The sequence below is a fragment of the Pelagibacterium mangrovi genome (genome assembly GCF_036662815.1).
Classification (GTDB): Bacteria; Pseudomonadota; Alphaproteobacteria; order Rhizobiales; family Devosiaceae; genus Pelagibacterium; species Pelagibacterium mangrovi.
Genome location: NZ_JBAFXA010000002.1, coordinates 58,701 through 84,220 on the forward strand (window position 1 = coordinate 58,701; position 25,520 = coordinate 84,220).

19 protein-coding genes are annotated in these 25,520 nt (G+C 63.6%); 17 read left to right on the plus strand and 2 right to left on the minus strand.

Translation table 11 applies throughout. The features are described 5' to 3' along the window. The first annotated feature begins 110 nt into the window (after window positions 1-110). Window positions 111-1,211 (plus strand): saccharopine dehydrogenase family protein, encoded by a 1,101-nt coding sequence (locus tag V4T21_RS03030; protein ID WP_332712881.1) that lies wholly within the window; start codon window positions 111-113, stop codon window positions 1,209-1,211. Here V4T21_RS03030 and V4T21_RS03035 read toward each other — a convergent pair. Next, window positions 1,208-2,014 (minus strand): DUF72 domain-containing protein, encoded by an 807-nt coding sequence (locus V4T21_RS03035; protein ID WP_332712884.1) that lies wholly within the window; start codon window positions 2,012-2,014, stop codon window positions 1,208-1,210. The two genes, V4T21_RS03030 and V4T21_RS03035, sit on opposite strands and share 4 nt — an antisense overlap. A gap of 191 nt (window positions 2,015-2,205) precedes the next feature. Here V4T21_RS03035 and V4T21_RS03040 point away from each other — a divergent pair, with 191 nt between their 5' ends. The 4 genes from V4T21_RS03040 (at window position 2,206) to V4T21_RS03055 (ending at window position 7,173) form a co-directional block, all read left to right on the plus strand. Then, the gene (locus V4T21_RS03040) at window positions 2,206-4,596 is read left to right on the plus strand and encodes a mechanosensitive ion channel domain-containing protein (protein ID WP_332712887.1); all 2,391 of its coding nucleotides are present in this window, start codon (window positions 2,206-2,208) and stop codon (window positions 4,594-4,596) included. Between the two features lie 124 nt (window positions 4,597-4,720). Continuing rightward, window positions 4,721-5,437, plus strand: a complete 717-nt coding sequence (locus tag V4T21_RS03045) for an HAD family hydrolase (protein WP_332712890.1) — start codon at window positions 4,721-4,723, stop codon at window positions 5,435-5,437. Window positions 5,438-5,489: 52 nt separating this feature from the next. Then, the gene (locus V4T21_RS03050) at window positions 5,490-6,377 is read left to right on the plus strand and encodes a cation diffusion facilitator family transporter (protein WP_332712893.1); all 888 of its coding nucleotides are present in this window, start codon (window positions 5,490-5,492) and stop codon (window positions 6,375-6,377) included. A gap of 214 nt (window positions 6,378-6,591) precedes the next feature. Continuing rightward, window positions 6,592-7,173 (plus strand): cell wall hydrolase, encoded by a 582-nt coding sequence (locus V4T21_RS03055; RefSeq protein WP_332712895.1) that lies wholly within the window; start codon window positions 6,592-6,594, stop codon window positions 7,171-7,173. A gap of 76 nt (window positions 7,174-7,249) precedes the next feature. On the opposite strand, the gene V4T21_RS03060 is transcribed toward V4T21_RS03055, so the two are convergent. Then, window positions 7,250-8,848 carry a phosphoenolpyruvate carboxykinase gene (locus V4T21_RS03060; protein WP_332712906.1) on the minus strand — a complete coding sequence of 533 codons (1,599 nt, stop codon included), beginning with the start codon at window positions 8,846-8,848 and terminating at the stop codon, window positions 7,250-7,252. 257 nt (window positions 8,849-9,105) lie between these two features. On the opposite strand from V4T21_RS03060, the gene V4T21_RS03065 reads away from it, so the two are divergent. From V4T21_RS03065 to addA, 12 genes are all read left to right on the plus strand, one after another. Further along, complete coding sequence (locus V4T21_RS03065; RefSeq protein WP_332712909.1) at window positions 9,106-9,822, plus strand: response regulator transcription factor; 717 nt, start codon at window positions 9,106-9,108, stop codon at window positions 9,820-9,822. Between the two features lie 172 nt (window positions 9,823-9,994). Next, a complete protein-coding gene (locus tag V4T21_RS03070; RefSeq protein ID WP_332712911.1) occupies window positions 9,995-11,686 on the plus strand; it encodes a sensor histidine kinase in 1,692 nt (563 codons plus the stop codon). Then, window positions 11,683-12,150, plus strand: a complete 468-nt coding sequence (locus tag V4T21_RS03075) for an HPr kinase/phosphorylase (RefSeq protein ID WP_332712913.1) — start codon at window positions 11,683-11,685, stop codon at window positions 12,148-12,150. Before V4T21_RS03070 ends, V4T21_RS03075 begins: the two co-directional genes overlap by 4 nt. A 125-nt stretch (window positions 12,151-12,275) precedes the next feature. Then, window positions 12,276-12,674: a PTS sugar transporter subunit IIA gene (locus tag V4T21_RS03080; RefSeq protein WP_332712915.1), complete on the plus strand. Its 399-nt coding sequence runs from the start codon at window positions 12,276-12,278 to the stop codon at window positions 12,672-12,674. Beyond that, window positions 12,671-12,991, plus strand: coding sequence for an HPr family phosphocarrier protein (locus V4T21_RS03085; protein ID WP_332712918.1), 321 nt, complete (start codon window positions 12,671-12,673; stop codon window positions 12,989-12,991). The genes V4T21_RS03080 and V4T21_RS03085 overlap by 4 nt, the downstream gene beginning before the upstream one ends. Before the next feature lie 31 nt (window positions 12,992-13,022). Beyond that, window positions 13,023-13,553 (plus strand): DUF2937 family protein, encoded by a 531-nt coding sequence (locus V4T21_RS03090; protein WP_332712921.1) that lies wholly within the window; start codon window positions 13,023-13,025, stop codon window positions 13,551-13,553. Between the two features lie 109 nt (window positions 13,554-13,662). Then, window positions 13,663-15,066: an adenosylhomocysteinase gene (ahcY, locus tag V4T21_RS03095; protein WP_332712923.1), complete on the plus strand. Its 1,404-nt coding sequence runs from the start codon at window positions 13,663-13,665 to the stop codon at window positions 15,064-15,066. 308 nt (window positions 15,067-15,374) lie between these two features. After that, window positions 15,375-17,780 carry a sensor histidine kinase gene (locus V4T21_RS03100; protein WP_332712926.1) on the plus strand — a complete coding sequence of 802 codons (2,406 nt, stop codon included), beginning with the start codon at window positions 15,375-15,377 and terminating at the stop codon, window positions 17,778-17,780. Window positions 17,781-17,784: 4 nt separating this feature from the next. Further along, complete coding sequence (gene tsaE, locus V4T21_RS03105; RefSeq protein WP_332712928.1) at window positions 17,785-18,255, plus strand: tRNA (adenosine(37)-N6)-threonylcarbamoyltransferase complex ATPase subunit type 1 TsaE; 471 nt, start codon at window positions 17,785-17,787, stop codon at window positions 18,253-18,255. A gap of 3 nt (window positions 18,256-18,258) precedes the next feature. After that, a complete protein-coding gene (locus V4T21_RS03110; RefSeq protein ID WP_332712931.1) occupies window positions 18,259-19,002 on the plus strand; it encodes a nucleotidyltransferase family protein in 744 nt (247 codons plus the stop codon). Next, entirely contained in the window at window positions 19,002-22,073 is a 3,072-nt protein-coding gene (addB, locus tag V4T21_RS03115; protein ID WP_332712933.1) for a double-strand break repair protein AddB, read from the plus strand. Before V4T21_RS03110 ends, addB begins: the two co-directional genes overlap by 1 nt. Continuing rightward, window positions 22,070-25,492 carry a double-strand break repair helicase AddA gene (gene addA / locus V4T21_RS03120; protein ID WP_332712936.1) on the plus strand — a complete coding sequence of 1,141 codons (3,423 nt, stop codon included), beginning with the start codon at window positions 22,070-22,072 and terminating at the stop codon, window positions 25,490-25,492. The genes addB and addA overlap by 4 nt, the downstream gene beginning before the upstream one ends. Window positions 25,493-25,520 lie beyond the last annotated feature (28 nt).

Sequence of the window (25,520 nt, forward strand, 5' to 3'; positions counted from 1 at the left end):
GCTTTTTCGTTCGCGATTATGCCTCAACGCTGACTGCAAATCAACGCAGCCGCGTGACACCCTTTTCCGATGGACCTTGGGATTCGTTCCCGCGCGAGGAGGAGGATGGTATGAAGGAGATCGTCGTCGTTGGAGCCGGCCGGATCGGCGCGACAATTGCGGATATGTTGAGCCAAAGCGGCGGTTATGCCGTCACCGTCGTCGACCGATCCGCCGATGCGCTTGCCGCGCTCGATATCGGCCCCGAAATCGGGACCGTCCGCTGCGAGGTCGCTGTACCCGGAGCGCTTGAAGCCGTCCTCGAAGGCAAATTCGCCGTTCTTTCAGCCGCGCCCTATTCCCTGACCACCCGGATCGCGCAGGCCGCCGCCACCGCAGGGGTTCATTATCTCGATCTCACTGAGGACGTGAAATCCACGCGCCGCGTCAAGGAGATAGCCGCCAAGGCCGATACTGCCTTCATTCCCCAATGCGGCCTCGCGCCGGGCTTTATCGCCATCGCCGCCATGAGCCTTGCCAAGCGGTTCGACACGCTCGAAGACGTCAAGATGAAAGTCGGCGCCCTGCCGCAATTTCCCACCAATGTCCTCAATTACGCGCTGACCTGGTCGCCCGAAGGGGTGATCAACGAATATTGCGAACCCTGCGAAGCCATAGTCGATGGGCAATTGACCGAGATCGCCCCCCTTGAAGACATCGAGGAATTCGAGCTCGACGGCGTGCGCTACGAAGCCTTCAACACCTCGGGCGGGCTGGGCTCGACCCCGCAAGCGCTTGCCGGAAAGGTGAAAAACCTCAACTACCGCACCATCCGCTATCCCGGCCATGCGCGGATCATGAAGCTGCTGCTCAACGATCTGAACCTGAAAGACCGCCGCGATCTGGCGCTCGATATTTTCCGGCACGCGCTTTCCACCACCAAACAGGACATGGTGGTGATCCTGGTCGAGGTGACCGGCACAAGGGCCGGCAAGCCGGCCTATGAGCGGTTCGCCCGTACGATTCTTTCAGGCTATGTGGGCAATCGCGAGCGTTCGGCCATCCAGATCACCACCGCCTCGGGGATTTCCGCCGTGCTCGACATGCTGGCCGCCGGACAGTTACCGCAAAAAGGGTTCGTCGCGCAGGAAGAAATCGCGCTCGATACCTTCCTTTCCAATCGCTTCGGCAAGGTTTACGCTCAGGATCGAGCGATGACCAAGGTCGCTTAGGAAGAGAGCTTTTTCACCCGTTCGATCAAGGCAATGGCCGCCAGCGGATTGCGCTCCTTGAAGCCGGAGATCACGAAGGCGAAGACCTCGCGCGGCGTTTCCTTGGGTGCCGGGCCTCGGCTCGGCAAATCGTCGGGCACGCCACCCCTGGCGTAGGTCGCGATCCGCTCGGCCCAACGATCGAGGTCCTTGTCCGAATAGCCCTTTTCATTGTCCTCGCTCGTCCCCTGCAGGCGCAGATAAACGAAATCGGCGGTGGGATCGGCGATCACCTGATATTCGGCATCGGCCCCCGTGATCAGCGCCACCCCATTCTCGCGGGCCAAGGCAACCGCATCGGCATTGGCGAAGCTCTCGTGCCGCGCCTCGACAGCGTGGCGCAGCTTCTTTCCGTCCTGGCTTTCGGGCAGAAGCTTGAGGAAAGCCGCAAAATCGTCTGGGTCGAATTTCTTGGTCGAGGCCAGCTGCCAATTGATCGGGCCGAGCTTGCCCTTGAGCTCGGTGATGCCGCTCGATGTAAAGCGGTTGACCGATTCTCCGGCTTCCGCGAGCACCCGCTTATTGGTCGCATAGCGCGTGCCCTTGAGGGTGAACATGAAATCGGCCGGCACTTCGTCGTGCCATTTGCGGAAACTCTCGGGCTTCTGGCTACCATAGAAAGTGCCGTTGACCTCCACCCCGGTCATGGTCGAACCCATATATTCGAGCTCGCGCTTTTGCGTGAGCTTTTCGGGATAATAGGTGCCGCGCCAGGGCTCGAACGTCCAGCCGCCCACACCGATATGGATTTTTCCGCCCGCCATTCTCGCTCTCCCTTGGATTCGGCCCCAAGACTAGCACGCCGACCCCATCGACACAGCCCGGAATTCCCCTGCCGATGAGCGTCAAGGAAAAATGGTACGTTCCGATGTCGGGGGTTCATCATCGTGCCAAACGCTTGTAGTTTCATGCCGAACGATATTTTCCGCTTCCCAATTTCGACAGGCCGATACCCTTGCCGATTGCCGCCCGCTCGCTTCGCCTTCTGATTGTCACAGCCCTCTGGCTATCGCTTGCGGCATGGCCCGCAGGCGCGCAGGCTCCTGCCGAACCGGCCAACGCGGAAAGCGCCCTCGACCCCCAGCAGGCGCTCGGCCAATTGATCGAGGTGTTGCGCGACGATGCCGCCCGCGACGCGCTGATCGCCGAACTCGAAGCCAATATTGCCACCGGGGAAGAAGAGGCCGCGGCGCCCGAGGAGCAAAGCCCCTCGGAGGAATTGCGTTCGCTGGGCAGCCAGATCTCCGATTTCACCCGTGGGACGGTGGAAAGCGTCGCAGCCTCGCTCAGCCAGCTCTGGCGGCAATTGGCCAATGCGCCCCGCATTTTTGCGGGGCTCGATATCGGGGAATTCGACGCCTTGGGTGGCGCTGTGGGCCATATTGCGCTGCTGGTCGTCGTCACCTATGGCGGTTTCATCGTGCTACGCAGGTTGGCGGCCGGCCCACGCGCGCGGTTCAGGCAGTTGTTCCGGCGCGGTGGCTGGATCGCAAAGCCGGTGGCGCTCATCCTCGAACTTGCTCTCGATATCGTGGCTGCGCTCATTCCCTACGCACTGGGCTATGCCGCCGCCGTGAGCATTTTGGGGGTTCCGGGCCAGATCAGCCTCGAACACTCGCTTTATCTCAACGCCTTCCTGATGATCGAGATCGTGCTGGCCGTGCTCAGGACGGTGGTTTCGCCCAATCAGGCCGAACAGCGCCTCGTCCATATCAGCGACGCGGGCGCGCGCGCCGTCATGGGCTGGTCACGGCTGCTGGTCAGCCTTTTCGTCTATGGCCAGATGCTGTTGCTGCCCCTGGTGACCGCCGCGATATCGTTCGCGGCTGGGCGCGCCATATCGGTGGTCATGGTGCTCATAACGCTGGTTGCCGCCGTTTTTGCCGTTCTGGCGGCCAGGGAACCGGTGCGGCAAAAGCTGATGGAACTGGCACCCAACCGTGAAACCCGGCGCGGGCTGAGCCTGCCCATTCACTATTGGCACGTTTTCGCGCTGGTCTATATCGGCATCCTCGCCATTGTGGCGCTCACCCGCTCCAACAGCCAGTTCCAGGCCTATCTGTGGTCGAACGCCCAGATCGGCATCGCGGTTCTTGTGGGCTTCATCATCCTCAACATCATCAAGCGCATCCTGGGCAATGGCATCACACTGCCTGAGCCGATGCGCCGCCGTTCGCCCGAATTGCAGCGCCAGCTCAACGCCGTGGTGCCCGTGGTTCTCAAAGTGGTCCGGTTCATCGTGATCGCCGTAGTCGCCATGGTGTGCCTGCATGGGCTGGGCTTTTTCAACTTCGTCGAATTTCTCGAAAGCGAATTCGGCGCGCGGATCGCCGGTTCGGCCGTCACCATCGCGATGATTCTGGGGCTGGCCCTGCTCTGCTGGGTGGCGCTGAACGCCTGGGTCGACAACCAGATCAATCCCGAGCTCGCCCCGAGAAGCACGGCGCGCAAGCGCACGCTTTTCGCCTTGATGCGCAATGCGCTGACCATCGCCATCATCGTCATAACGCTCATGTTCGTGCTCTCGGAAGTGGGGATCAACATCGCCCCACTTATCGCCTCGGCCGGTGTTATCGGGCTTGCCATCGGCTTTGGGGCGCAAAAGCTGGTGCAGGACATCATCACCGGCATTTTCATCCAGCTCGAGGGTGCCATCGATGTGGGGGATGTGGTCGCGGTCGGGGGCATTTCGGGGTCGGTGGAGCGCCTGACGATCCGCTCGGTCTCTTTGCGGGACGTCGAAGGCTCCTATCACATCATTCCCTTTTCCTCGGTCGATACCGTCACCAATTTCATGCGCGGCTTTTCCTATGCGCTGGTCGATATGGGCGTTTCCTACCGCGAGGATACCGCCTATGTGAAACAGGCCATGCTCGACGCCTTCGAGGAACTGCGCGCCGACGAGCAGTTCAAGAACGCTGTGATCGGCGATTTCGAATGGATGGGCGTCAACGCCTTTGCGGCGAGCGAAGTGGTGTTCCGCGGTCGCATCAAGACCCTGCCGGGGCAGCAATGGGGCATCAAGCGCGCCTATAACGGCATCATCAAGCGGGTGTTCGACGAGAGGGGTATCGAAATCCCCTATCCGCACCAGACGCTCTATTTCGGCGAAGACAAGACAGGCAAGGCGCCGCCGCTCCGCGTGCTGGGCCAGGCCGCCGACGAAACGACCCAGGGCCAGGGCACCGCGCCGACGCCGGTGAGGCAAACCGAGGAGGGGCTCGAAGTCCCCCCATCCGCCAAGCCGCGCCGCCGGCGTTCGAAAGCAAAAGCCAACACCATCCCACCTCAGGCCCATCTGCCCGATGTGGACGAAGGACCAGATTCGGACGGCGACGACAAATAAGCGGGATCGGGCGGAGACAATCTGCCGCCCTTTCCCCCGCCCGCGCCGCATGGTAATTGCAAGTGCTTTCTCGACCGGCCCGGTTTCAATCGGGCAGCCGCCTCCTCGAATCCGAAAGCCGCAAATGTCCCCTCTCGCCCAACCCTTCGACGCCGTCATCTTCGACATGGACGGAACGCTGCTCGATACCGAAGCGGTGTTCAAGGCCATCGTCTATGAGGTTTGCACCGAACTGGGCTTTGCCATGACCGACCTGGTGCATGGACGCATGGTCGGTTCGTCCCATGAAGCGACGGCGGCGCTGCTGGCCGAGGCGTTCGGGGCCACCTTCCCCTATGAGATCTTCGACGAGAAATGCCGCTCGTCGATGTATCTGCGCATGGCCGATGCGGTGCCGGTCAAGTCCGGCGCGGTGGAGCTGGTTACGGCGCTGCGCGAACTCGACGTGCCGCTGGCTGTCGCGACCTCGTCACGCTCGCACCACGCGCTGTCCCACCTCAAGTCGGCCGGGGTGATCGACTTTTTCGATACGATCGTCACCCGCGACGACGTGACCAATCCCAAACCCCATCCCGAGCCCTACCTCACCGCCGCCGGGCGTCTCAGGGTCGATCCGGTCCATTGCGTGGCGTTCGAGGATTCGGTTTCCGGCGTGAGGGCGGCGCATGCGGCGGGTATGCGCACCGTCATGGTGCCCGACCTCATCCACCCCAGCGACGATATCGCTGCGCTTTGCGTCGCCGTGCTCGAAAGCCTGGCCCATGCGCATGAACATCTGGTTTCGGCACCGCGTTCTGCAAATGGCTCGCAAACGCATTTGCATGTAAAATCAAGCGGATAGACAAAAAGTACGGAGTGCGCTAGGGGGCAGATAGCACTGCCCCGGAGCCTCCATGTCACAAATTCTCAAACTCGCTCTTGGCAGCATTGTCGTTGCCATCGGGGTTCTTGCGCTCAAGCTCTGGGCCGCCAATGTGACCGGATCGGTGGCGCTGCTGTCGGACGCGCTCGAATCCGTGGTCAATCTCGCCACCGCAATCGCCGCGCTGATTGCCGTGCGACTCGCCGCGCGCCCCGCCGATGCGACAATGCCTTATGGCTATCACAAGGCCGAATATTTTTCGGCGGTGATCGAAGGGGTGTTCATCGTCGTCGCGGCGCTTTTGATCTTCCATCAGGCCTGGCAGGGCTTTAGCGCCCCCCAGCCGCTTGCCGCCCCTTTCGAGGGCATCGCCATCTCGCTTCTGGCCTCGGTGATCAACGGGGCGTGGTGCCTGGTTTTGATCCGGCAGGGCCGCAAGCTGCAATCGCCGGCACTCGAGGCCGATGGGCATCATCTTCGGACCGACGTCATTTCCTCGATCGGCGTGGTGGTGGGACTGCTGCTGGTGGTCGCGACCGGCCAGCCGCTGCTTGACCCCCTGCTCGCGGCGCTGGTGGGGCTCAATATCCTCTGGTCGGGCTCGCGGCTTCTGGCGCGCAGCGTGGGCGGGCTGATGGACGTGGCCCTGCCCAGCGAACGGCTGGACGAGGTGCGCACTACCATCCAGGCCAATGCCGAAGGGGCGATCGAGGCGCATGATTTGCGCGCACGGCAGGCCGGCAAGGTAACCTTCATCGATTTTCATCTCGTGGTACCCGGTGCGATGAGCGTGGAGGACGCGCACGCCATCTGCGACCGGATCGAAGCCGCCCTGCGCTCGATCACCACCGAGGCGCTGATCACCATCCATGTCGAGCCCGAGGACAAGGCCAAGCACGCCGGCATCGTCGTGCTCTAGCTGCCGTTCGTCCGGCGGATTTGTCTAAAATCCTATCTTTTGCGCGCATTGCTCGTTGAGACATCCCCACTAGGGCTCTTCTCAACGAGCGCGAAAGCGGCTACGTTAACCATTGATTAAGCTTAACGTCGCGTTAATGCGCGAACGTGGCTATAGGGTCGGGCTAACGAGATAACGGCGTCACTGTGAGACGCCGAACACGATAGGGGACGGCATGGCGCGGGGCACGCACGCCATTGGCAGCATCATTATAGGGGCCATCTTCGGTCTTGCCGGCATTCTTCCCGTCCACGCGCAGGACGATGTGATACTGACCGCCGATCTGCTCAGCGACTACGTCTCGGCCGACGATTTTCTGACCACCCAGGAGCGCAAGGATCTGGCGGCGAACGAAGTTCATTGCCTCGCCCAGGCCGTCTATCACGAAGCGCGCGGCGAGCCCGAAAGCGGCCAATGGGCCGTGGCTTCGGTGATCCTCAACCGCGTGGAAAACCGCGCCTATCCCGATAGCGTCTGCAGCGTCGTGTTCCAGAACGCGCATCTGGCCAACCGGTGCCAGTTCTCGTTTGCCTGCGACGGGCGGTCCGATGAGGGCGGGCGTGGCAATATCATCGACCGGGAAAGCTGGGTGAAATCGAACGTCATCGCCCAGGTGGCCTATCGCCAGTTCCTCGACGGCGAGCGCCATGAGGATGGGCTGACCACCGCGATGCACTTCCACACCACCAATGTTTCGCCCTCATGGGCGTCGGCCTATGCCGAAGTCGCCGCCATCGGCAACCACGTCTTTTATTGATCAGCCACGTTTCAAAAGAAAACCCGCACCGGATGTGTCCGGCGCGGGCTCCCTCATTGTGAGCTTTTGAAACGGGTTATTCGGCCGCGACCGCCAGCCTTGGGCCGGCTTCGGCGATCTGGGCATCGGCGGCGGCGAACTTTTCGAAATTGGCTTCGAACAGGCCGACCAGCTTTGCCGACTGCCGGTCATAGGCGTCCTTGTCCGCCCAGGTGTCACGCGGCGTGAGCAGTTTTGGCTCCACACCCTCGACCGCCAGCGGAATCGAAAAGCCGAAGACAGGATCGATGCGGGCCGGCACGTTGATCAATTCACCCGAAAGGGCCGCGTTGAGCAGGCGACGGGTATCCTTGATCGAAATGCGCTTGCCAACGCCATAGGCGCCACCGGTCCAGCCGGTGTTGATCAGCCAGCATTCAGCAAGGCTTTCCCGAATACGCTTCTTGAGCATGCGGCCATAGACCGTGGGGTGCAGGCTCATGAACGGCGCGCCGAAACAGGCCGAGAAGGTCGCCTGCGGCTCGGTGACGCCGCGCTCGGTTCCGGCCACCTTGGCGGTATAACCCGACAGGAAGTGATAGATCGCCTGTTCGGGCGTCAGCCGCGCAATGGGCGGGAGAACGCCAAAGGCGTCGGCCGTCAAAAGCACCACATTGGTGGGCGTGGGGCCCGTACCGGTGCGCGAAACATTGTCGAGCACGTAGAGGGGGTAGGCCGCGCGCGTATTCTCGGTCTTCGAGCCATCGTTGAAATCGGGCTCGCGGCTCAATTCGTCCAGAACCACGTTTTCGAGCACGGTGCCGAATTTCCTGGTCGCGCCATAGATTTCAGGCTCGGCCCTGGCGGAGAGATTGATGGTCTTGGCGTAGCACCCGCCCTCGAGGTTGAAGACGCCATCATCGGACCAGCCATGCTCGTCATCGCCGATCAGGATGCGCTCGGGATCGGTCGAGAGCGTGGTCTTTCCGGTGCCCGAAAGGCCGAAGAACAGGGCCGTGTCGCCCTGCTTGCCGGTGTTGGCCGAGCAGTGCATGGGCAGCACGCCATTGGAAGGGGCGTGGAAATTGAAGAGCGAGAAGACCGATTTCTTGATCTCGCCCGCATAGGCGGTGCCGCCGATCAGGACGATATTGCGGCTCAAATCGAGCGCGATCACCGTATCGCTGCGCGTGCCGTGCCGGCTCGGGTCGGCCTTGAAGGCCGGGTTGTGCAGGATCGTCACGTCGGGCGCAAAGCCATCCAGCCCGGCGCGGGCCGGACGGATCAGGAGATTGCGGATGAACAGGGCGTGCCAGGCCGATGGGGTCAGCACCTCGACATTGAGCTGATGTTTCACATCGGCACCGGCCAAAAGCTGCTGACCGAAGAGTTCGCCGCCCTCAAGGGAGGCCGTGAAATCGGCCAGGAGGATATCGAATTTTTCGGGCTCGAGCGCTGCGGTGTTGTCCCACCAGACGAGCTTGTCGGTCAGCGCGTCGCGCACGATGAACTTGTCGGCGGGCGAGCGGCCGGTGAACTTGCCGGTATCGGCGACGAAGGCTCCATCGGCGCTCAACTTGCCTTCACCGCGCGCGATGGCGGTTTCGACGAGCACGGGGGCGGCGTCGTTGAACCGGATCGACGCGGCTTTGTCGGCGACGGTTTTGGCTAGGCTCTGACACGTAATGGCGGACATTGTCGGCACTCATAAATCCTATGATATTGAGCGCCACCATAGGACCGGCGCCTGGAAAGCGGCCATCTGGCAATGGGTCTTAAGACGTTCGTCTAGCGATGGGAGGGCCCCGCAAGGGAGAGGGAGCGATTGGCCTTGCCATAATTTGCGCGTATTATGAACGGCAAAAGCGGAAAACGCGTTCATTCAAGCGACGTTGAAACCGGGTTCCCCCAATCATACCTCTCGGGGAACCCGCAACAAATAAAGGGAAATCCATGCCCAAGATCGCTCTTGTCGATGACGACCGCAACATTCTCACATCGGTCTCGATGACGCTGGAAGCCGAAGGCTATCAAGTGGCCACCTATACCGATGGCGCTTCGGGACTGGATGGGCTCACCTCGGAAAGGCCGGACCTCGCCATTCTCGACATCAAGATGCCGCGCATGGATGGAATGGAATTGCTGCGCCGGCTGCGCCAGAAGTCGGACGTCCCGGTGATCTTCCTCACCTCCAAAGATGAGGAGATCGACGAACTGTTCGGCCTCAAGATGGGCGCCGACGATTTCATCACCAAGCCGTTCTCCCAGCGCCTGCTGGTCGAGCGGGTCAAGGCCGTGCTCCGCCGTGCCGCCGCGCCCAAGGAAACCGGCTCGGCGACCGTCAATGGCGAGGACGGCGCGCCCAAGACTTCGCTCGAACGCGGCGCGCTGGTCATGGACCAGGAACGTCATACCTGCACCTGGAAGGGCCAACGAGTGACGCTCACCGTCACCGAATTCCTGATCCTTCTGGCGCTGGCCCAGCGCCCGGGCGTGGTCAAGAGCCGCAACGCGCTCATGGACGCCGCCTATGACGATCAGGTTTATGTGGACGACCGGACAATCGACAGCCACATCAAAAGGCTGCGCAAGAAATTCAAGAGCGTCGATGACAGCTTCGACATGATCGAAACGCTCTATGGCGTTGGATACCGCTTCAAGGAGCAGTAATATACGCACTTCCCCTATCGCGCGCCGGGGACGCGGCGCAGCGATGATCTTTTTGCTGAAAGTGCTTTAATTCGTGGACGCAGGCGAGACGATCACCGGTCACACGCCCCCCTCCAAGGGGGAAGAAAAGGCAAAAGCCGCCCGGGAACGCCAGGCGGCCCGCAGGCCGCTCATGCGACCGGTGTTCGCTTTTTTCCGCGGCATCGGGCGAGTGATCAACTTCACCTTCTTTTCCTCGCTCGCCCGGCGGATCGTCATCCTCAATCTCGTGGCGCTTGCCGCGCTGGTGGCCGGGATCATGTATCTCAACACCTTCCAGTCGGGACTGATCGACGTGCGCGTTTCCGCGCTGCGCGTCCAGGGCGAGATCATTTCGGCGGCGATCGCGGCGTCGGCGACCGCCAATTCGGACTCGATAACCGTCAATCCCGACCGGTTGCTCGAACTCTATATGGGCGAATACGGCTCGCCCTATGCGCTGTTCGACCCAACGCTCGAATTCCCCATCAACCCCGAACGCGTCGCGCCGCTGCTGCGCAATCTGGTGACGCCGACCCGAACCCGAGCCCGCATCTACGATCGGGGCGGGCTGATGATCCTCGACAGCAACAATATCTACGCGAGCGGGGATATCCTGCGCTCGACCCAGACGGAGCCGGCGCCCGATTCGCGCCCCTTCTTCTTTACGATGTGGAACTGGTTTGCCCGTCTGCTGAGGGGTGGAGATTATCCGCTCTATCAGGACTACCCGGCCAATGAAGGCCTGCGCTATCCCGAGGTCGCTTCCGCCCTTGATGGTTCGCCCGCCGATATCGTGCGGGTGGACGGGCGCGGCCAACTCGTCGTTTCGGTCGCCGTCCCCGTGCAACGCCAGCGCTCGGTGGTGGGGGCGCTGCTGCTCTCGACGAGCCCCGGCGAGATCGACGCCATCGTGACCCAGGAGCGCTGGCAGATCCTGCGGCTGGCCCTGGTTTCGGCGCTGGTCACCGGCACGCTCTCGGCGCTGATGGCGGGGACGATTGCCGGGCCGATGCGCCGGCTGTCGGCGGCGGCCGAGCGGGTGCAGACCTCGATGAAGGCGCGCGCCGAAATCCCCGATTACACCGACCGGTCCGACGAGATCGGGCATCTTTCGGGTTCGTTGCGGGCCATGACGAACGCGCTCTACAACCGCATCGAGGCGATCGAGCGGTTCGCAGCCGACGTGGCGCACGAACTCAAGAACCCGCTCACCTCGCTCAGAAGTGCGGTCGAAACGCTTCCGCTGGCGCGCAAGGCCGCCGACCGCAAGCGGCTCATCGACATCATCCAGCATGATGTGCGCCGGCTCGACCGTTTGATTTCCGATATCTCCAACGCCAGCCGGATCGATGCCGAGCTGGCGCGCGAGAACACCGAAACCATCGACATCGCCGAATTGGCGACGGCCATCGTTTCCATCCAGACCGATCTGGCCGCCGGGCGAGACGTCACTGTCAGGCTGGTCGCCAACAAGGGCCGCTACGCACCGCTGGTCAAGGGGCACGACACGCGGCTGGCGCAGGTGTTTACCAATCTCATCGACAACGCCGTTTCGTTTTCGCCGGCTGGCGGCACGGTCACGGTCACGATCACGGCGACAGCCGAGCATATCGTCGCCACCGTCAAAGACGAGGGACCGGGACTGGAGGGAGATATCGAAAAGGTGTTCCAGCGGTTTTACACCGACCGCCCCGAGGGCGAGAGCTTCGGCGACCATTCGGGACTGGGCCTTTCGATCTCGCGGCAGATCGCCCAGGCGCACCAGGGCACGCTTGACGCGGGCAACCGAACCGATGCAACTGGGGCGGTGTTCACCTTGACGCTACCGCGAGCGAAAACTTGACGGCCCAAAAGCACAATACGCACGGCACGGGCATCCTCATCGGCCATCACGGCGTCCTGCTGACCGGGGTTTCGGGGGCAGGAAAATCGCTTCTGGCGCTCGATCTGCTCGAACAGGCGCGCCTGAGGGGCGATACCGCGCTGCTGATCTCGGACGATCGGGTGCTGCTTTCGACCGACGAAGACGGACTGGTCATGGAACCCCCGCCGACCATCGAGGGCATGATCGAATTGCGCGGGCGCGGCATCATCACCCTTCCCTATACCAAGCACGCCCATGTGCATCTGGTCGTCGACCTTGTCGAGGAAGAAGAGCGCCTGCTCGAAGAATCGGCGCTCACCACGAAAATCCACGGAATCTGGGTGCCGCGCTGCCCCGTGCCCCGGCGCGGACGCATCGATGGGCTGCACCAGCGCTTCCTCGTTCACGCGGCGTTAAGGGCGCTGGGCAGCAATATTGGATAGGTATCGGGCCTTGCGCCGATTGTGCGGTTTCGCTGGAAACCGCCCGAAAAGGACTTGAAAGCGGTGGCCAGCCGGGAAAGACTTCAGCCCGGTTGCGGCACGTCATCAGAAAAGGTTTCCGGACGATGATGGGTTTGGTCCTTGTGACCCATGGCAGGCTTGCCGAAGAGTTCTGTTCCGCACTCGAACATGTTGTGGGGCCCCAGGAAGCGATTGCGGCCGTTTCGATCGGGCCCGACGACGACATGGAAGGCCGGCGCAACGACATCATCGCCGCCGTCGAGGCCGTGGATTCGGGTGATGGGGTCGTGATCCTCACCGACATGTTCGGTGGCACGCCCTCCAATCTCGCCATTTCGGTGATGCAGGATCGCGATATCGAGGTGATCGCGGGCCTGAACCTGCCCATGCTGGTCAAGCTGGCCCGCATGCGCCCGGATATGGAGATGCGCGAAGCTGTGCGTCTTGCAGCCGAGGCCGGGCGTAAATACATTAACGTGGCCAACGACGTTCTCGGAAAATGACTGCAACCGTAACCGAACCGGGCCGGGCCGTGTGCCAGAGGCTGACAATCTGCAACCGACGCGGCCTGCATGCGCGCGCCTCGGCGCGCTTCGTGCGCACCGCCGACCATTTCGACGCCCAGGTCAGCGTGACCCGCGACGGGATCACCGTGGGCGGCACCTCGATCATGGGCCTGATGATGCTCGCCGCCGGGCCGGGCTCGACAATTCTCGTCCAGGCCACCGGCACGCAGGCGCGCGAGGCCATCGAAGCGATCACCGAACTCGTCAACAGCGGATTCGACGAAGACCAGGGCGCGGGCGGGGATCTGGCCTGATCGACCGGGCAGGGCGAGAGGAAAGCGATCCATGCTCAGGCGCCTGATCTGCCTCCTAGGAGCCCTTCTGGGCGGAATGACGCTTTCCCAGGCCCCCGAATACACCCAGCAATATTCCCAGCGATTGGCCGGCGCTGTGGACGAGCTGAGCGCGATCATCGGCCAATTCGACGCCGACGCGGCCGAGTTCGGGCTGACGCGTCAGGAGGGGCTCGAACGCTATAGCGCCAGCGCGGATGCTTTTCTTGCCGAACGCGGCACGTCCATGCAGGCGATCGTTGATCGCCATGCCCGGCTTTCCGAGCAATTGGCCGAGCTGCGGGGCGCCCCACCCACCGAGCGGCTGTTCGAGCTTGCGCGCTATTTCGACACCGATGTGGGCGCTGCGGCGCTCGAAGACTTCCGCCCTGCCCTGCCGTTGACCATCGAAGGGCTGGGCCACGCCCTGGTCGGGCTTGCGGGAGGCTTCGTCGCCTTCTGGCTGGCGACGGGCCTGGCTGTCGCGCCCTTTCGTCGCCGGCGCACCAAGGTGCGGATCAGCCGGATCGAGCCGCGCATGTAAGGCGCGCCGCACGGGATATAAAACTTTCTTTATATCCCGGTTGCCCGATTGCGGTCCTCTCGCGTATAAACCGGTCTCACAAGGCTAAACAAACCTGGAGACCGGGCCCATGAGCACCGCACCCGCCAATTATGCCGTCAAGGACATCTCGCTTGCCCCCTATGGACGCAAGGAAATCGAGATGGCCGAGATCGAAATGCCGGGCCTGATGGCCATCCGGGCCGAAAACGCCGCCGCCCAGCCCTTGAAGGGCGCGCGCATCGCCGGCTCGCTGCACATGACCATCCAGACCGCTGTCCTGATCGAAACGCTGGTGGCGCTGGGCGCAGAGGTGCGCTGGGCTTCGTGCAACATCTTTTCCACCCAGGATCACGCCGCCGCGGCCATCGCCGAGGCGGGCATCCCGGTGTTCGCCCACAAGGGCGAGACGCTTGAAGAATATTGGGATTTTGCCGACCGCATCCTCGATTGGGGTAATGGCGAAGTGGCCAATATGATCCTCGACGATGGCGGCGATGCCACCATGCTGGTCCTGATCGGGTCCAGGGCCGAGACCGACCCCTCCGTTCTCGCCAATCCCAAGAACGAGGAAGAGGAAGCGCTTTACGCCACCATCAAGCGCCGTCTCGAGCGCGAGCCGGGCTTTTATTCCAAATGCCGCGCCGCGATCAAAGGGGTTTCCGAGGAAACCACGACCGGCGTCATGCGCCTCTATCAGCTTCAGGAACGGGGCGAACTGCCCTTCCCCGCCATCAACGTCAACGACAGCGTCACCAAGTCCAAATTCGACAATAAATATGGCTGCCGCGAGAGCCTTGTCGACGCCATCCGGCGCGGCACCGACGTCATGATGGCCGGCAAGGTGGCGATCGTTTGCGGTTATGGCGACGTGGGCAAGGGCTCTGCCGAATCCCTGCGCGGCGCGGGCGCCCGCGTGCTGGTCACTGAAATCGATCCGATCTGCGCGCTGCAGGCCGCCATGGACGGTTATGAGGTCGTGACGTTGGACGACGCCATCGAACGCGCCGATATCGTGGTCACCGCCACCGGCAACAAGGACGTCCTGACCATCGACCACATGCGTCGGACAAAGAACATGGCCATCGTCTGCAACATCGGCCATTTCGACAATGAGATTCAGGTGGCCGCGCTGCGGAACCTGAAATGGACCAACGTCAAGCCGCAGGTCGATATCGTCGAATTTCCCGACAACAAAAAGATGATCCTGTTGTCCGAGGGCCGGCTGGTCAATCTGGGCAACGCGACGGGGCATCCCTCGTTCGTCATGAGCGCGTCCTTCTCCAACCAGACGCTGGCCCAGATCGAGCTCTGGACCAAGGGTGAGCAGTACGAAAACAAGGTCTACGTGCTGCCCAAGCATCTGGACGAAAAGGTCGCGAGCCTGCATCTGGAAAAGCTCGGCGCCAAGCTGACCACGCTTAGCCAGGAACAGGCCGACTATATCGGGGTGGCCGCGCAAGGCCCGTTCAAGGCCGATCATTACCGCTATTGATCGGTATGGCTGCCACAAAGGTTAACGAAAGGGGCGCTTGGGCGCCCCTTTTTGTGCCGTTTTGGGAACAAATCAGGACCGCACGATGTGCAAAAACCGGTGCAAGCCCTAAGTTTTTCACCGACCGGCAGTTTGACTCTTTTTCGTGATTCGCCGCGCTTGTATGGTTAACTGATTCGGGGGCCCTTCCCGGCTCACCAAGGGCGGTCAAGGTTACATCTTTCAAAAAGGGGGCATCAGGCATGCAGCCGGCTCGATTCCGGAAACTTACGGGATTCGTGTCCGTTTGCGCCGCGACGAGCGCTCTTTTGGCTGCCTCCCCCGCCCTTTCGGCGCCGCTTGCCGCCAGCGCGCTTTCGGGCGCCGCGCCCTATGCCATGGTGCTGGGCGCCGCCGGCTTCGGGGTGGTCGCGGCGCTGTTGGCGCTCAAATGGCGACGGGAAGCGGACGCCGCGCAAAGCGAAGCGGCCGAAAGGCTGGGCGCGATGCGGGTGGCGCTCGACGAGTTCGAGAGTCTTCTGGCCGCCATGCCCGAAGTGACCGTCATCTGGCGCGACACGGGGATCGAGCCTTCGGTCATCGGGCCGGTATCCACGCTCCTCCCCGGCGAGACGCGGACCCATTCGGTGCTCGAATTCCGCTCATGGCTCGAAGACGAGGCAGCGCGTGACCTTGCCGCCCGCCTCACCGATCTGCGCATCGAAGGCCGGATGTTTGAAACCTCCGTCACGGCGCGCGACGGACGCATCATCCGCGCCACGGGCCGGCTGGTGGGCGGCGCGGCCGTCGTCCGGTTGCGCCCATCCGGGCTTACGGTCGAGCCGCCGCTCAAGGGTTCGGAACTGACGCGACTGCCTTCGCCGGCCGAGGCCCAGGCCATCCTCGCCAATCTCACCATCCCGGCCTGGCTCCGCGACCGGGACGGGCTTTTGATCTACACCAATGCGGCCTATCTCCATTTCACCCGCACGCTGGGACTCAAGGGCGAGCGCGGCACGGCGCCCGACATCTTCGATGCGGGCACCCGCGAGCGGCACCTCAAGGCCCTCGAAGACGCCGCCGACACCATCGCACTCAACGAACCGCACGAGATCGCCGGCGGGCTCGAACTTGTGCTGTTTCCGCTCTCGGGCGGCAGTGCCGGCTATTGCTATCTGCCCATGTCGCGCCCCAAGCCGGCCGAGACCGAAAAGAGCGAACCCGATCTGGGGCATCTCACAACAGTCATCGATGCCCTTGCAACGCCCATTGCGGTGTTCGACAAGCGCCGGCAGCTTACCCATTACAACACGGCCTATGCCCGGTTCTGGGGGCTCGACACCGCCTGGCTCAACACCGCGCCCGACGAAAAGGCGATCCTCGATCGCTTGCGCACGCAAGGCATGCTGCCGGCCGAAACCGACTATCGCGAGTGGCGCACCCGGCATCTGATGAGCTATGCGCTGACCGCGCCGCGCGAGACCCCGTGGTATCTGCCGGATGGGCGCTGCGCCAATGTGATCGCAGCCCCCGCGACGGGCACCGGCGGGGTAATCTACGTCTTTGAGGACATGACCGAGCGCCTGGCGCTCGAAACCCGCCATAACGCCTTGATCCACGTCCAGAGCGAGACGCTCAACGCGCTCAGCGAGGGCGTCGCGGTATTCGGGACCAATGGGCGGCTCAAGCTCCATAACCCCCGCCTGTCACTGCTCTGGAAGCTGCCCATGAACGCGCTGGGCAAGCATCCCCATATCGATGACATCGCCCAGGCGTGCGGAGAGGCTTTCCCCGAGGACGGACGGCGTATCTGGTCCGATCTCAAGCAGCGCATCGTCGATCTCAATCCCACCCGCACCGACACCAAGGGCCGCATCACCCGCGTCGACGGCCGGCTGCTCGACTATGCCGTCGTCCGCCTGCCCGATGGGCAGACCATGATGACTTTCATGGATGTTTCGGAAAGCGCCAATTACGAACGAGTACTCAAGGAGCGCAACGAGGCGCTGATCGCGGCCGACCGGCTGAAAGACACTTTCGTGCAGAACGTTTCCTACGAACTGCGCTCGCCATTGACCAACATCATCGGCTTTGCCGACCTTCTGGCGTCAGGCGAAGTGGGGCCGTTGAGCGACAAGCAGCGCGCCTATACCGATTACATCCGCGCCTCCAGCGCCAATCTGGGGCTGCTGATCGACAATATTCTCGATCTCGCCACCGTCGATGCGGGCATTGCCCAACTCAATCCCGAAGTTCTGGATGTCTCCGCGCTCATCGAAAAGGCGCGCGCCGGGCTCGACGCGACATTTACCGGGGGCGAGGAGAAGGTCGACCTGCGGGTCGAAATCGAAAACGACCTGCCCATTTTCGTCGCCGACGGCACGCGCATCGTCCAGGTGCTCTATAACCTGCTCTCCAACGCCGCCCGTTTCTCCGATCCGGGCTCGCAAGTGCGCCTCAGGGTTTCGGCGCGCGGGCCCGAAAGGATCGCCTTTGCCGTCGAGGATGACGGCGTGGGAATCCCCGAAGACATGCGCAACGCGATGTTCCAGCGTTTCGAGGGACAATCGGTGGAAGGGCGCCAGCGGGGCGCCGGGCTGGGTCTTGCCATCGTCAAGACCTTCGTCAACCTTCACGGAGGCTCGGTGCTGATCGAAGGGCGCGCGCCGCGCGGCACGCGGGTTACCGTCATCCTGCCGGCCAATGCGGCGCTGGCGCTCAACGCGGGCGAATAGGCCCGTGTCGGTCGTCCTGGCCCCCGACGAGACGGCGACCGACGCCATCGGGGCGATCGTTGCAAACCATCTTATAGCCGGCGATATCGTGACGCTCGAAGGCGATCTGGGGGCCGGCAAGACCGCGCTGGCCCGCGCGATCATCCGGGTCAGGCTCAGCGATCCCGATCTCGAGGTCCCCTCCCCTTCCTTTGCCATCGTCCAGCCCTATCCCGGCATCATCCATGCCGACCTCTATCGGCTCTCCGATGAATCCGAGATCGACGAGCTGGGCCTTCTGGATGATGAAGCCGCCATCGTGCTCGTCGAATGGCCGCAGCGGGCGCCCATGCTTTTCAACCGGGCCGGACTGCGGATAAGCCTCAACATGGGGCCGGATGGCGAGGGGCGGCTGGTCTCCATCGAAGCGTCGGGACGCGACGCCGGCGATCTGGCCACGGCGCTTGCGCCATGGCGATACGAAGGCCCACAATAGGTCATGACCGATTCTTCAGCCGCACCTCTTCCACCCATGCCCGACGTGATGCTGCTCGCCGCCGGACTGGGCACCCGCATGCGGCCGCTGACCTTTGAAGAACCCAAGGCATTGATCGAAGTGGCGGGTAAGCCGCTGATCGACCACGCCATTGACGCCGCTCTGGCGGAAGGCTGCAAAGCCTTTGCCGTCAATGTCCACCACAAGGCGGAAATGATCGCCGCCCATATCGAGCGATTGAAATCCGGCCTTGCCGATATCGGCTTTTCCCTCAGCGACGAGACCGCAAGGCTCCTCGATACCGGCGGGGGCCTCCGAAAGGCGTTGCCCCTGCTCGGGTCCGACCCCGTTCTGACGCTCAATACCGATACATTCTGGCTGCCGGGCCGGGATCAGCCGTTGCAGCGGATGGTGGAGGCCTATGGCCAGGGCGGCGCCGATGTCGTGCTGCTTTGCGTCGCGCCCGATCACGCCTCGGGTTTGCGCAAGGGCGCTGACTATCTGATCGGCGCTGACGGTACGCTCTCGAAATCGGAAGGCCGCCCGGTGGTCTATGCCGGCGCGGCGCTGATTTCACGCGCCCTTGCGGCCACCGGACCCGAAATCCCCTTCAGCCTCTACCGCCATTTCGAAACGGCCCGCGAGGCGGGTCGTCTCAAGGGTGTCATGATCGAAACGCCATGGTTCCACGTCGGCGACCCGCAGGCGCTGGCGCGCACCGAGCAGGATATCGGCGCGGAGGTCTGATGGCGCGCTACGGCAATATCTTTACCATCGCACCGCACGCGCCGTTTCTCGATACGCTTGCCCAAGCGCTGATCGACGGGCGCATAGCGCCCGATTGGCCACGCCATGGCGCGTTCTGGCTTTCGGACATGACGATCTATCTGCCGACACGGCGCGCGGCGACGACGCTGTCGCGGGTTCTGGCCGATCGGCTCTCCGCCCATCCGATGCTCCTACCCGATATCCGGCCGCTGGGTGGCGAAGACCCCGCCCAGGAGCCGTTCCTGCCCCCCTATGAACCCCTCGATCTGCCCGCGCCCATCAACCGGTTCAAGCGCCGGCTGCTGTTGGCCGAGCTCATCGAGCGCTGGCTGGCCGCCCGAAGCGACGCCCCGTTTTCGGCCCCCGGACCGGGCGGATTTTCCGGCCCGCCCAACGGGGCGGAAATCTTTGCCCTTGCCGATTCGCTGGGAACGCTGATCGACGATTTCGCGATCGCGCGGCTCGATCCGCACTCGCTGATGGCGATCGAGAGCGATCAATTGCCGGCCCAATGGCAGGACCACCTCGATTTCGTGCGGTTCGTGCTGGAGGCCTGGCCGTCGATCCTTGCCGCCGAAGGCGAGATGGAGGCGGCCGAGCGGACCAATGTCCTTCTGGAGCGCAAGGCGGGCTCGCTGTCGACGATCCATGGAGAGCGCCCGGTGATCGTTGCCGGGTCCACCGGCTCGATCCCCGCGACGGCCGACCTCATCGCCGCGATCGCCCGATTGGACAATGGCGCGGTGGTCCTTGCCGGGCTCGATACCCACATGGGAGCCGAAACGCTCGCCATGCTCGACGATCCCGGCCACAATCCCCACGGCCACCCGCAATATGGGCTGGCGCGCCTCCTCAAACGTCTGGGTACCCCCGCTTCGACGGTGATCGAACTCGCGTCGATCCCTTCGGCCCGCACGGCGATCCTCAACGCCGCGCTGAGCCTGCCCGACGCCACGGCGCACTGGCAGCAGGTCGCGGCCGATCTCGGCCCCGCCATGGACGCGGCAGTGGCCGGAATGGCGCTGATCCGGGCCCGCACGCCCGAAGAGGAGGCCCGGGCCATCGCGATCTGCGTTCACGACGCGCTCGATGGGGGCAAAAGCGTCGCGATCGTTTCGCCCGACCAGACGCTGGCCCGTCGCATCTGTTCGGAACTGGCGCGGTTCGACGTCCAATTGGACGACGCCGCCGGAACGCCCTTGCTGCTGTCGCGGGCCGGCCGCCTCGTGCGGCAGGCGGTATCGGTGGTTGCCAATGGTTTGGCCGCCGTCGATATCATGGCCCTGCTGCGCAACCGGCACGTATCGCTTGGGCTGGGACGCGCCCGGATCGCCATGGCGAGCCAATGGCTGGATCTAGGCGTATTTCGCGGCCAACGCCCCCTTCCCCTCTATGCGGGATTGCGCCAGGCCGTTGCCGAAAATTTCGCCGGATCGGGACGGCCCGCCCATCGGCTCGATGCGAATAAGGCGGAAGCGGTTCTGGCCATCATCGACGCGCTCGAAAACGCGCTCGCTCCTATCCAATCGCTGTTCGAGAGCGACAGTCTTTCGGTCGCTGCAGCTGCCAAGGCCCTCGAAACCGCCATAGGCCGTTTGAGAGCAGCGGCGCCGGACGAGCCTGCCACCACGCTGGAAGGCGAGGACGAATTGGCCCGCTGGTTCGAGCTCGCGGTCCGGCAAGGCACGCGCGGGCCGAAACTTGCACCCCAAGGCCTGGCCTTCGCGCTGGAGGGCCTTCTTGCCGGCCAAAGCGTGCGTCCGCGCCGGCCCGATGCCGAGGACGTCATGATCTTTGGCAGGCTCGAAGCCCGGCTCATGCAGGCCGACCGGGTGATCCTGTCGGGCCTGATCGAATCCGTCTGGCCCGAGATTGCCGATCCAGGGCCGTGGATGAGCCGGGGCATGCGGCTGGCCGTCGGTCTGGAGCCTCCCGAAAAGCTGCACGGGCTTGCCGCCCACGATTTCCTCATGGCGGCGGGTGGGCCTGAGGTGGTGTTCACCCTGCCCGAGCGGTCGGGCACCTCTCCGGCCACCCCGTCGCGGCTGATCCAGAGGCTTGAGGCCTTTGTCGGCACCGATATCGCGCAAGCCATCGAAGCGCGCGGGCACGTATGGATGGAAAAGGCGCGCCGCCTCGATATGACGGGCGCCCCTCCCCGGCCCGCGATCCGGCCCGCTCCGCGCCCGCCCGCATCGGCGCGTCCGCGCAGACTTTCGATCACCGAGGCCGAAATCCTGCTGCGTTCGCCCTACGATCTCTATGCCCGCCACGTGCTGGGGCTGCGCCGGATCGAAGCGCTGGGCGCCGATCCCGATCACGCGGAACGCGGGACGCTGATTCACGATATCGTCGGCGATTTCATCGCGGCCGGCCACGACCCCGCCAGCCCATCGGCTTTCGAAACGCTGATGGCGCTGGCCCGCGAGCGCTATGGCCGGCTCGATGCCATTCCGGCGCGGCGCGATATCTGGCTGGCCCGGTTCGCAACCATTGCGCGGGAATTTCTGGCCTTCGAGCGCGAGCGCACCCATATTTCCGAGCGCGTCGCCGAAATCAGGGGCGAAATAAGCCTACCGATCACGACGCCGCCTTTCATCCTGTCTGGGCGCGCCGACCGGATCGACAGGACTGTTTCGGGCACGCTCGAAATCATCGACTTCAAGACGGGCCAAGCACCGCAGCCCAAGGACATGAAGCAGTTCTTCGCCCCCCAGCTTCCGCTCGAAGCCTGGATGGCGGCACGAGGCGCGTTCGGAAAGCGGCTGGACTTGCCGACCGAGGCCATGAGCTATGTCAAGCTTTCCCATGGGCCCAAGGCGCTCGAGCAGACCCGTTACGCAACCCCTGAGGGCATGAGCCTGTCGGAGGCGATCGATACGACTTTCGGGCTTTTCCAGCGGCATATTCAGGCGCTGCTTTTGAGCGACCAATTGCCCATGGTGGCGCGCGTCATGCCCAGACCCAACCAGCGCTTCAGGGGCGATTACGATCATCTGGCGCGGCTTGACGAATGGGCCGTGGTCGAAAGCGGCGACGAGGGCGAATGACGGCGGGGATCAAGGAAGAACTTTCGGTTCCCGGCGACACCACGCTCAAGCAGGCGCGGGTGGCCGAACCGCGCGCCAATGCCTGGGTTTCGGCCAATGCCGGTTCGGGCAAGACCTATGTGCTGTCGCGCCGCGTGCTGCGGCTGCTGCTCGACGGCGCGCAGCCCGAGGCCATTCTTTGCCTCACCTACACCAAGGCCGCCGCCGCCGAGATGCGCCATCGCGTGACCGCGATCCTCGCGGGATGGACGCGGCAAACCGACGAAAAGCTGGAATCCGAACTGCTTGAGCTGCTTGGCCGCAGGCCGTCTCCAGCTGAAAGCGTGCGGGCGCGCAGCCTTTTCGCCCATGCCCTCGATACGCCGGGCGGGCTCAAGATCAACACCATCCACGCCTTCTGCGAGGCGGTATTGCAACGCTTTCCACGCGAGGCGGGCGTGCCGGTCAATTTCACGGTGATCGAGGAAGCCGTGGCCGCCCGGTTGCTGCGCGAGGCCCGCGAGAGCGTGCTGGCCGAAGAGCTGAAAGAGCCCGGCCCGACCGGTGACGCCGTGCGCGCCCTGTTCGATGCGCTCAGCGACAGCCAGATCGAAACCGCGATTGCCCAGTGCCTCGCCAATGCCCGCAAACTCGGTCCGATCCTCGCCGCTCCCGAGAGCGCCATCGCCGCCATGCGCACCCGGCTGGGATTGGCACCGGATGAGAGCGTGGCAAATTTGCGCCGCCAGATTGTCTCCGAAACGCTGGTGCCCGCTGCGGATTGGCCGGAGATTTTCCGGATCTGCCCGCCGGAGGCGGAAAAGACGCGCTTTGAGGACAAGCTTGCTCGGATCGATCCGCACGCCCCCGATCCCGACCAGATCCTTGGCGCTTATCTCACCGACAAGGGCAAGGTCCGGGCCAATTTTCCCAAGACGGCGATCAAGAAACAAGATCCCGGTCTTGCTGACCGGCTGGCCCGTGAAGCCGAACGGCTCGAAGCCCTCAACGACAAGGGCAAGGCCATCGCCATCGCCGACAACAGCGCGGCGCTGACCAAGACCCTGGCGGCAATCATCGCGCGCTATGAAGCGCAAAAGCGCGCGCGTTCGCTGATGGATTTCGACGATCTGGTGGCGCGCACCGCCGCGCTTTTGGGCGACAAGGGGCTGGGCGCCTGGGTGCGCTATAAGCTCGATGCGGGGATCGACCATATTCTCGTCGATGAAAGCCAGGACACCAATCCCGAGCAATGGGCGGTGATCGGGGCGCTGGTCGACGATTATTTCAGCGGCGAGGGTGCCGCCTCGCGTCCCAAGACGATCTTTGCAGTGGGCGACCCCAAGCAGTCGATCTATTCGTTCCAGGGGGCCGAACCCCGCTTGTTCCTCGAAAAGGGAAACGAGCTCGAACGGCGGGCCGGGAACGCCGACCGCCAATGGCATGGGGAAACCCTGCGCACCAGTTTCCGTACGCTGGGGGAAATTCTCGAGGGGGTCGACAAGGTCTTCAACCGCCCCGATATCGCCACGGCATTGCTCGCCGAACCGGGGTCGATCGAACACGAGGCGGCGCGCCAGCGCAAGGGTGGGCGGATCGAGATCTGGCCGGTGGTCGAAAATCCCCAGACACCACCCGTCCCCGAGGAATGGCCGACCGCGCCCATGGAAAACATGGCGAGCGCGCCCCGCCAACTCGCCAACCGCATCGCCGACACCATTGCCGGCTGGATCGAAAACCGCGTTCCCGTCGGCCCCGGCTCGCGCGCCATGCGCCCCGAGGACATCCTGATCCTCGTCCAGAAACGGAGCGGGATTTTTTCGGAAATCGTAAGGGCTTTGAAGCATCGCAACATCGCGAGCCCGGGCGCCGACCGGCTGCCGGTTTCCGCCCATATCGCCATCGACGACCTTCTCGGTCTCGCCGAAATCCTGCTCACCCCGGCCGACGACCTGACGCTGGCAGCGGTACTGCGCTCGCCGCTTTTTGACATCAGCGAAGAACAACTCTTCACCCTCGCCCATGGACGCAAGGGGGAAACGCTGTTCGATCGCCTTGCCCAAAGCCCGCTCGACGCCGCGCACGCCGCCCACGAGCGGCTGACAGGCCTGCGCCAGAGGCTCGATTTCGACCGTCCTTACGAGTTTTTCGCCCATATCCTCTATGCGCAGGGCGGACTGAGGCAGTTCCACGTGCGGCTCGGCGAGGAAGTGGACGAGGTGATCGCGGAATTTCTCGATCTGGCGCTGGAGCACGAAAGCTCCGACCAGCCCTCGCTCACCGGTTTCCTTGCCGCCATGCGCGCGTCCGATATCGTCATCAAGCGCGATCTCGTCGCCAAGGCGGCGGGCGTGCGGGTGATGACCGTGCACGGCGCCAAGGGGCTGGAAGCGCCCGTGGTCATTCTCGCCGATGCGGCCAGCAAGCCGCGCGCCGTCTCCGACAGCGTCTATTTCGGCGTCCATGACGCCGTCCCGTTCCTCCTCTATTGTTCGAGCAAGGACAATCATTGCGGGGCTTCGCTGCCGCTGCGCGCCGAAATCGAGGCCCGCAGTCTCGCCGAATATTGGCGCAACCTCTATGTCGCCATGACCCGAGCCGAGGAAGGGCTGCATGTGGCGGGGACGCTGGACCTGCGCACCAAGGCGGAAGAGACCTGGCATGGCGCGATTTCCGCGGCCCTTGCCGCCGATAGCCAGGCCATAACCGATCATCGGGGCGAGGTCCTGTTGTTTCCCGCCGAGCCATCGCCGGACCGGGATATCGCCGCTCCAAGCATAGAGGCACGTACGTCAAACCAGCCTTTGACGCTCGCGCCGCCGCGCCGGAAACCCGCCCGGCCCGTGCTGACGCCCTCTCGATATGACGGAGCGTCATATCAAGCGCTTGAACCGGCCGCCGAAATGCTGCTTGATGCCCGGGGTGCGCGGATGCGCGGCATCGCGCTGCACGCCCTGCTCCAGCATTTGAGCGACGTACCTCACAGCCGCCGCGCCGACGTGGCGGTGAGCGCGGCGCTGACGCTCCTGCCCGACGATCCCGATCTGGTGATCCCGGTTGCCGAGCGCGCGCTGGCCATTCTGTCCGATCCAGGATTGGCGGCGATCTTTGGCACCGAGAGCCGGGCCGAGGTGCCTTTCTCCCTTACCGTCAGCCACAATGGCATGCCTGGACGGCTCGAAGGCCGGATCGACAGGCTGATTTACACGCCGGCTCATGTGCTGATCGTCGATTACAAATCGGACGCCGCCGTGCCGCCCACATCGGAAGCGGTCTCGCCTAACTATCTGCGCCAGCTCGGGCTCTACAGGCTTGCTGCGCGCAGGCTCTTCCCGCAAGCCGTTGTGGATGCTGCGATTCTCTGGACGCAGACATCGCTGCTGATGAAGATCGAAGACGGCGCGCTCGATGCAGCGGTCGCCGACGTCACGGCGCTGTGAGCGCCGCCGCAGATCCAGGAGGGTTGAA

What these genes read in the sequence shown, in the direction of transcription:
- V4T21_RS03035 (WP_332712884.1), bottom strand. Translation starts at nt 2,014, where the DNA reads ATGGCGGGCGGAAAAATCCATATCGGTGTGGGCGGCTGGACGTTCGAG.
- V4T21_RS03080 (WP_332712915.1), top strand. Translation starts at nt 12,276, where the DNA reads ATGATGGGTTTGGTCCTTGTGACCCATGGCAGGCTTGCCGAAGAGTTC.
- addA (WP_332712936.1), top strand. Translation starts at nt 22,070, where the DNA reads ATGACGGCGGGGATCAAGGAAGAACTTTCGGTTCCCGGCGACACCACG.
- V4T21_RS03045 (WP_332712890.1), top strand. Translation starts at nt 4,721, where the DNA reads ATGTCCCCTCTCGCCCAACCCTTCGACGCCGTCATCTTCGACATGGAC.
- V4T21_RS03050 (WP_332712893.1), top strand. Translation starts at nt 5,490, where the DNA reads ATGTCACAAATTCTCAAACTCGCTCTTGGCAGCATTGTCGTTGCCATC.
- V4T21_RS03110 (WP_332712931.1), top strand. Translation starts at nt 18,259, where the DNA reads ATGACCGATTCTTCAGCCGCACCTCTTCCACCCATGCCCGACGTGATG.
- V4T21_RS03070 (WP_332712911.1), top strand. Translation starts at nt 9,995, where the DNA reads ATGCGACCGGTGTTCGCTTTTTTCCGCGGCATCGGGCGAGTGATCAAC.
- ahcY (WP_332712923.1), top strand. Translation starts at nt 13,663, where the DNA reads ATGAGCACCGCACCCGCCAATTATGCCGTCAAGGACATCTCGCTTGCC.
- V4T21_RS03065 (WP_332712909.1), top strand. Translation starts at nt 9,106, where the DNA reads ATGCCCAAGATCGCTCTTGTCGATGACGACCGCAACATTCTCACATCG.
- V4T21_RS03055 (WP_332712895.1), top strand. Translation starts at nt 6,592, where the DNA reads ATGGCGCGGGGCACGCACGCCATTGGCAGCATCATTATAGGGGCCATC.
- V4T21_RS03085 (WP_332712918.1), top strand. Translation starts at nt 12,671, where the DNA reads ATGACTGCAACCGTAACCGAACCGGGCCGGGCCGTGTGCCAGAGGCTG.
- addB (WP_332712933.1), top strand. Translation starts at nt 19,002, where the DNA reads ATGGCGCGCTACGGCAATATCTTTACCATCGCACCGCACGCGCCGTTT.
- V4T21_RS03060 (WP_332712906.1), bottom strand. Translation starts at nt 8,848, where the DNA reads ATGTCCGCCATTACGTGTCAGAGCCTAGCCAAAACCGTCGCCGACAAA.
- V4T21_RS03090 (WP_332712921.1), top strand. Translation starts at nt 13,023, where the DNA reads ATGCTCAGGCGCCTGATCTGCCTCCTAGGAGCCCTTCTGGGCGGAATG.
- V4T21_RS03030 (WP_332712881.1), top strand. Translation starts at nt 111, where the DNA reads ATGAAGGAGATCGTCGTCGTTGGAGCCGGCCGGATCGGCGCGACAATT.